Origin of the sequence: Citrobacter sp. NCU1 (genome assembly GCF_010231475.1) — a bacterium.
GTDB lineage: Bacteria > Pseudomonadota > Gammaproteobacteria > Enterobacterales > Enterobacteriaceae > Citrobacter_D.
In genome coordinates this window covers 23,060-30,047 of the sequence record NZ_NRDO01000026.1, presented here as the reverse complement: position 1 = coordinate 30,047, position 6,988 = coordinate 23,060, and the positions used below count along the sequence as shown (strand labels likewise).

6 protein-coding genes are annotated in these 6,988 nt (G+C 54.7%); 1 reads left to right on the top strand and 5 read right to left on the bottom strand.

From position 1 onward, the window contains the following. Positions 1–508, bottom strand: a 508-nt coding sequence (locus tag CJP72_RS09115; protein ID WP_162380553.1) for a DNA utilization protein GntX, incomplete at its 3' end; no start/stop codon positions are given. Between the two features lie 37 nt (positions 509–545). Here CJP72_RS09115 and bioH point away from each other — a divergent pair. Beyond that, complete coding sequence (bioH, locus tag CJP72_RS09110; protein WP_162380552.1) at positions 546–1,316, top strand: pimeloyl-ACP methyl ester esterase BioH; 771 nt, start codon at positions 546–548, stop codon at positions 1,314–1,316. 51 nt (positions 1,317–1,367) lie between these two features. On the opposite strand, the gene feoC is transcribed toward bioH, so the two are convergent. The 4 genes from feoC to CJP72_RS09090 form a co-directional block, all read right to left on the bottom strand. Next, positions 1,368–1,604: a [Fe-S]-dependent transcriptional repressor FeoC gene (feoC, locus tag CJP72_RS09105; protein ID WP_162380551.1), complete on the bottom strand. Its 237-nt coding sequence runs from the start codon at positions 1,602–1,604 to the stop codon at positions 1,368–1,370. A gap of 11 nt (positions 1,605–1,615) precedes the next feature. After that, complete coding sequence (gene feoB, locus CJP72_RS09100) at positions 1,616–3,934, bottom strand: Fe(2+) transporter permease subunit FeoB (protein ID WP_162380550.1); 2,319 nt, start codon at positions 3,932–3,934, stop codon at positions 1,616–1,618. Positions 3,935–3,952: 18 nt separating this feature from the next. Further along, positions 3,953–4,180, bottom strand: a complete 228-nt coding sequence (gene feoA, locus CJP72_RS09095; RefSeq protein ID WP_162380549.1) for a ferrous iron transporter A — start codon at positions 4,178–4,180, stop codon at positions 3,953–3,955. 467 nt (positions 4,181–4,647) lie between these two features. Then, the gene (locus CJP72_RS09090) at positions 4,648–6,981 is read right to left on the bottom strand and encodes a Tex family protein (RefSeq protein WP_162380548.1); all 2,334 of its coding nucleotides are present in this window, start codon (positions 6,979–6,981) and stop codon (positions 4,648–4,650) included. Positions 6,982–6,988: the final 7 nt, after the last annotated feature.

Below are 6,988 nucleotides of genomic sequence, written 5' to 3'. Positions count from 1 at the left end.
ATCTGGCGCTGAGGTGGTGCTGTGTGGCTGTCGCCCGCACCCGTGTCACCGACTGACTATTCCAGGCGCATCCTAGCCAACGCGCCAGCGGGCGGCATAATAGATCGCTTTGGTTAAATCCCCGGCGCCAGTGGCGGCGCTGCCAAAGCGGTACGCTGACTATCCGGTCAGGTAACCAGAGACCAGTGGCGCGGCGCGCCAGTAATACCTCCTGCAATAGCAGCCGCGAAAGGGCGAGGGCAATTTCACAGCGACGGGAAAATTTAAGCTGGTGAATGAGCGAACTCAGCGGCGGGGCATAGTCGCTAACAGTGACCAGTCGCTGCCAGGGGGGGGATTTTTGTAGGCAGCGCCCACAGGGGAGAGTGGCATGTGCGGCCGGTAAACCACACTGCGGACACAGACAAACGCGGCAGCGTACCGACTGCGCGCATACCGAACAAATTCCCCAATGACCGAGCGCCAGCGGCATTCGGCATAGCCAGCACAAACCCGGTACTGTTAGCATATGATCATCCTTGTTAGCTAAAAGAGAACAGTAACTGATGAATGACATCTGGTGGCAGACCGAAGGTCAGGGAAATTGTCATCTTGTGCTGCTGCACGGATGGGGATTGAATGCAGAAGTCTGGCATTGCATAAGCGCGGAACTGGCGTCGCATTTTACCCTGCATCTCGTTGACTTACCGGGTTTTGGCCGGAGTCAGGGATTTGGCGCAATGACGCTTGAGGCGATGGCGGAAAGCGTACTGAAACAAGCGCCGGATAAAGCAATTTGGCTCGGCTGGAGCCTGGGAGGGCTGGTCGCCAGCCAGGTGGCGTTAACGCATCCTGAACGTGTTCAGGCGTTGGTCACCGTGGCCTCATCGCCACGCTTTAGCGCTCATGACGACTGGCCGGGCATCAAACCGGAAATTTTAGCCGGTTTTCAACAGCAACTGAGTGAAGACTTCCAGCGGACGGTGGAGCGTTTTCTGGCGCTGCAAACGCTGGGAACGGAGACGGCACGTCAGGATGCGCGTGCACTGAAAAAAGCCGTACTGGCGCTGCCAATGCCGGAGGTCGAAGTGCTGAACGGTGGTCTGGAAATCCTCAAAACCGCCGATCTCCGTGAGCCGCTAAAAGCACTGACCATGCCGTTTTTACGCCTGTACGGTTATCTGGATGGTCTGGTACCGCGTAAAGTGGTGCCGATGCTGGACGCGTTATGGCCACAGAGTGAATCATTGATATTTGCGAAAGCGGCCCATGCGCCGTTTATCTCGCATCCTGATACGTTTTGCCAGGCGCTGATTGCGTTGAAAGATAAACTGTAACAGTAGCGTGTTGCCCGGCGGTATGATTTTCGCCGGGCCTTGTGCGGTGAACTAGCGTAACGTCCACCACTCGCGCAGACACGCTTTCCCCTCCGGGCAGCTCTTACAACTTCCAGAGAGGCACCCGTCGGCGTCTTCCTGAATGCGCACGGCTTTACCCATGTTCTCCAGTTGACTCAGCATCGCATCAATCATGGGCTGCGGGGTATTAAGTGTGTGGCTAATTTGCTTAGCCTCCATTCGTCCCCGCAGCGCCAGTAAATCACGAACCTGGATAAGTGAAGCCATTGTTCGCAGCCTTAGTGGCAGTCGCCCGTTGAGCTGGCGCAGCAGGAACTTGCCGTTTTACGCGTAGCCAGCAATTCGATATCCACGCGGCTACGGGCGCGACGCAACAGACCCAGCACCACAATGTTGAACAGGATGACGGCCAGAATGCAGACCAGGCTGTACGTTGGGTGCTGGCTGTAGCTGGCTATCTGATAGAACAACGTAGACAGTGAGTAGGCGATGTTCAGCCCCCACAGAATGGAGAAGCCCATCCACCCGCGGCTGGATTCACGGGCGATAGCCCCCATCACCGAGATGCACGGTACATACAGCAGGACGAAAATCAGATAGCTGTAGGCTGCTGCCGCGCTACCGAATTTAGCACCCATCACGCCCATTGCGCCTGTCGCCATTTCGCCGTCACCTTTGCTGGCTTCAATCGGGTTCGCCAGTACGCTGAGGCTGAAGGTATCTTTCAGGCTTTGCCAGGTTTCCCCCACCGCGCCCATCAATTCGTCACCGAGGTGGAACTCTGCGGGGTTGAACTCTTCTTCCTGGATGTTTTCTGCGGTGTAGAGCGTATTGAGCGTACCCACTACGACCTCTTTTGCCATTGCACCGGTAAACAGACCTACCGTTGCCTGCCAGTTATCTTCATGAACGCCAATCGGTTTAAAGATGGGGGTGATCACGCGGCTCACAGAGGCGAGGGCAGAGTCGTTGATGTTGTCGACGATTTTCCCGTTCAGGGAGAAGCTGTTAAATGCGCTGAGGAAAATACTGACGATGATGATCACTTTACCGGCGCGCAGGACGAAGCCTTTCAGACGCTGCCAGGTTTGAATGACCAGACTCTTAATGTGCGGAACATGGTAGACCGGCAGTTCCATCACAAACGGCGAGGCTTCGCCACGCATGATGGTGTGTTTGAGCATCAGACCGGTCAATACCGCCATCACAATACCAAGCACATAGAGTGAGAAAACCGCCAGCGCACCATTCTGACCAAAGAATGCAGCAGCAAAGACCGCAAAAATCGCCAGCCGCGCGCCACAGGACATAAACGGCGCCATCATGATGGTCATCAGACGTTCACGCGGTGCATCCAGGGTTCGCGCGCCCATCACCGAGGGTACGTTGCAACCAAAGCCGACAATCAACGGGACGAAAGATTTACCCGGTAGCCCCAGGGCTTGCATCAACCGATCCATCACGAACGCTGCGCGCGCCATGTAACCGGAGTCTTCAAGGAAGGAGAGGAACAAGTACATCATCCCGATCTGCGGCACCAGCGGCAGAACGGTGTTGATCCCACCGCCAAGACCCTGCGCCAGGAAGATAGTCAACCATTCCGGGAAATGAAGGGTGTAGCCAATCCACTGGATGCCATGCACAAACAGTGCGACCGAGCCGACGTCAAACAGTGGCTGTAACGCACCGCCGATGTTAATGGCGAGCAGGAACATCAGGTACATGACGAACAAGAAAATCGGCAAGCCGAGGAAGCGGTTAAGGATGATTTTATCCACCGCCGTGGTGAAACGGCTGGGTTCTGCCGTCAACGTATTGCTCACCACGTCGCAGATGGCGGCAATGCACTGATAACGCGCGTCGGCGATGTGCAGTGCCGGGTCTTCCATCGTTTCGCTTAAGCGCGCCATTGAGGCGTCCAGACATTGTGCGGCGTCACCGGCATATGCGCGGCTATAGATATCCCCTTCCAGCATTTGCAGACCGAGCCAGCGACGCTGTTGCAGCGGCATTTCTGAAGACATGGCCTCTGCCAGTGTATTGGCTTCACGCAACAGCGGCTGGGCATAATGCACCAGCTCAACGCTGGTATTGTCCTGGTGACGGTCGATGGCTAATTTCAGGGCTTCAATCCCGCGACCCCGCGTAGACACCAGCGGTACGACAGGACAGCCAAGGCGAGTGGACAGGGCATCAACATCAATACGGATCTGCTGTTTTTCAGCAATATCCAGCATGTTGAGCGCCACAATGCAGGGAATGCCTAATTCAAGCAGTTGTAACGTCAGGTAGAGATTACGCTCAAGGTTAGAGGCATCGACCACGTTGATCAGCAGGTCAGCGTCGCCGCTCAGAATGTAATGACAAGCAATTTGCTCATCAAGCGAGGTTTGCGACGAGATGGTGGTCAGCGAATAGGTGCCGGGTAAATCAACCAGCGTGACCTGGTTATCGGTCGTGGAGAACTGACCTTCTTTACGTTCGACAGTAACGCCAGCCCAGTTTCCCACACGCTGACGCGCACCGGTGAGCTGGTTAAATAAGGTTGTCTTACCGGAATTTGGATTGCCAATTAAACCAATGGTTAATTTTTTCATTTTTATAGACTCACTGTATTAACAGGAAACCGCTTCCACTTCTAATAAGGCCAGATCTTTTTTACGCAATACCAGGCTAACACGACGCGTTTCGATATGAATAGGGTCGCCTAAGGGCGCAACACGCACCACATTAAAAGAAGAGCCGGGCAGCATGCCAAGAGAAAGGAGTTTCTGTCGGTACGCCGGACTGATTTCACGGGCAAAACCGGTAATTTTCCACGCAGTGTCTGGAGTAAATTGCATAGTGGCCTACTTTGTTTCTCGCTAACTGGATGTTTACCTCATGCAGTGCTACAGAGCGGAGGGCATGAGACCAGATGATTAGCCAACGAAGGAAAGATTAAATAATCAACAGTACAATGATAATGAGAATGGTTTCTATCATCAATACATAAAATGTGATCGGATGTAGTTTTGTATAATAAATTGAATCTCTCTTGATGTGGCTCAACATTTATTCTCCTACGGAGATGTGATTCAATTCAGCAATATTTAACCCTCTTAATGTTTAATTAACGTTTTATATGTTAATGAAGTGATAATTAAAAGTATCATTCTCACCTGATGAAATTAATTAACAGATTCATTCTGCATACTTTAATTGTTAAACCCTAAATGGATTTGCGTGCCGGGGATAAAGAGGGAAAAACGGAATGCTGCTTCTGGCGCGTGAGGTGTGCCAGAAGCAGGAAGACGCAAACAAACAGGCGTTAGCGTTTTTTACCCATCGCCGCGGCCAGCGCGTCCATCATGGCGCTGTTACCGGCAGGTTGAGCGTCGCGACCGCGTGGTTTCGCCGCTTTTGCCGCCGGGCGATTGCCCTGGGCGCGCTCGTCATTACCGCTACTGCGACGCGCGTTCGTTTCACCAGGTTGTTCGTCCAGACGCATGGTCAGGGCAATACGTTTACGTTGCAGGTCCACTTCCAGCACCTTCACTTTAACGATATCGCCCGCTTTCACCACGGTATGGGGATCCTCGACGAACTTGTTCGACAGGGAAGAGATATGCACCAGACCGTCCTGATGAACGCCGATATCCACAAACGCGCCAAAGTTAGTCACGTTGGTGACAGCGCCTTCCAGGATCATGCCAGGCAGCAGATCGTTCATGGTCTCCACACCATCGGCAAACTGAGCGGTTTTAAACTCCGGACGCGGGTCGCGACCCGGTTTTTCCAGCTCTTTGATGATATCGGTGACAGTTGGTACCCCGAAGCGTTCGTCAGTAAAGTCAGACGCTTTCAGATTACGCAATTCGCTGCTGTTGCCCATCAGGTCGCGTAATGACTGTTCGGTGGCAGCCAGAATACGTTCGACGATGGGGTACGCTTCCGGGTGAACAGTGGAAGCATCCAACGGGTTATCGCCATGATTGATACGCAGGAAGCCTGCACACTGTTCAAAGGCTTTTGGCCCCAGACGGCTCACTTTCAGCAACTGTTGACGGTTCTGGAACTGACCATTCTCATCACGCCAGCTCACAATATTCTGCGCCATCATGCGGGTCAGACCTGCCACGCGGGTTAGCAGTGGCACGGAAGCGGTGTTCAGATCGACGCCGACGGCGTTTACGCAGTCTTCGACCACGGCGTCCAGTTTACGGGCGAGTTGCGTCTGGCTAACGTCATGCTGGTACTGACCCACACCGATGGATTTCGGATCGATTTTTACCAGCTCGGCCAACGGATCTTGCAGGCGTCGGGCGATAGAAACCGCGCCGCGCAGCGAAACGTCGAGGTCCGGGAACTCCTGTGCCGCCAGTTCGGAAGCCGAGTAAACGGATGCGCCGGCTTCGCTGACGATCACCTTCTGCGCGGTCACTTTCGGGAACTGTTTCTGTACGTCGAGGTAGAAGCGCTCCGTTTCACGTGATGCGGTGCCGTTACCGATGGCGACCAGTTCAACGTTGTATTTTTCGCACAGCGCGGCAACGACGACGGCGGCTTTCGCTGCCTGGCCGGTATGCGGGTAAATGGTGTCGGTGGCGACCAGTTTGCCGGTACCGTCGACAACGGCGACCTTCACGCCGGTACGCAGACCCGGATCGAGACCCATGGTGGCGCGCAGGCCAGCTGGTGCCGCCATCAGCAGATCGTGGAGGTTACGGGCGAAGACATTAATCGCTTCATCCTCTGCGCGTTCGCGAACGGTCCCCATCAGCTCGGTTTCGAGGTGCATCAGCACTTTGATACGCCACGTCCAGCTCACTACACCCTTACGCCAGCTGTCCGCCGGGGCGTTGTTCAGGCGCAGACTGAGGTGGTCCTGGATAATCTGTTCGCAGTGGCTCTCTTTCGGTGGCTCGTCGAACTGCGGATCGGCATTCAGCGAGAGCTGTAATACGCCTTCGTTACGACCACGGAACATCGCCAGCGCGCGGTGAGACGGCACGGAGGAGATGGGTTCGTGATGGTCGAAGTAGTCGCGGAACTTCGCGCCTTCTTCCTCTTTACCTGCCACCACGGTCGCCACGATGTGGGCGTTTTTCCACAGATAATCACGCACTTTCGCCAGCAGCGCGGCGTCTTCGGCAAAACGCTCCATCAGGATGTAGCGCGCCCCGTCGAGGGCCGCTTTGGTGTCAGCCACACCTTTTTCGGCATTGATATAGCTGGCGGCTTCTGTTTCCGGGTCGTTGGACGGATCGGTCCACAACCGATCGGCCAGCGGCTCAAGGCCAGCTTCGATGGCGATTTGTCCACGGGTACGGCGCTTCGGTTTATAGGGCAGGTAGAGGTCTTCGAGTTCGGTCTTACTTAACGTACCGTTGATGGCATTTGCCAGCGCATCGGTCAGCTTGCCTTGCTCGGAAATGGATTTGAGGATCGACTGACGTCTGTCTTCCAGTTCGCGTAAATACCCCAGACGCGTTTCCAGATTACGCAGTTGCGTATCATCCAGACCGCCGGTGACTTCCTTACGATAACGTGCGATAAACGGCACGGTGTTCCCTTCGTCAAGCAGGCGAACGGCAGCTTCTACCTGTTCGGCGCGTGCCTGAATTTCGCCCGCAATGATGCGGCAGAAAGAATCATTCATCATGGATTGG